This is a genomic window from Acuticoccus kandeliae (assembly GCF_003073115.1).
Genome location: NZ_QBBV01000192.1, coordinates 1 through 281 on the forward strand (window position 1 = coordinate 1; position 281 = coordinate 281).

1 pseudogene is annotated in these 281 nt (G+C 58.0%); it reads right to left on the reverse strand.

The features are described from left to right. Positions 1 to 39 precede the first annotated feature (39 nt). Positions 40 to 281 (reverse strand): annotated as a pseudogene (locus DBV35_RS29910) (hypothetical protein); the annotation flags it as partial.

Below are 281 nucleotides of genomic sequence, written 5' to 3' on the forward strand. Positions count from 1 at the left end.
TGCGAAAACATGTAACGGTCAAAAAAGAACACCCCGCCGTTACGGGGTGCTAAGCAACTGTTTCGCCTTCGCCAGCGCCGCGCGCACTTCGGCAAAACCGGTGCCGCCGGCGCTGTTGCGGCGGTTGACGGCCGTGCGCGGGTGCAAGGCGTCATAAATGTCTTCTTCAAAAAGCGGCGACGCTTCTTTGTACACGTCAAGCGGCAAATCGGCCAAAAAGACGCCTTGTTCGATGCAATGCAAGACGAGCTTGCCGACGATTTCATGCGCCTCGCGGAACG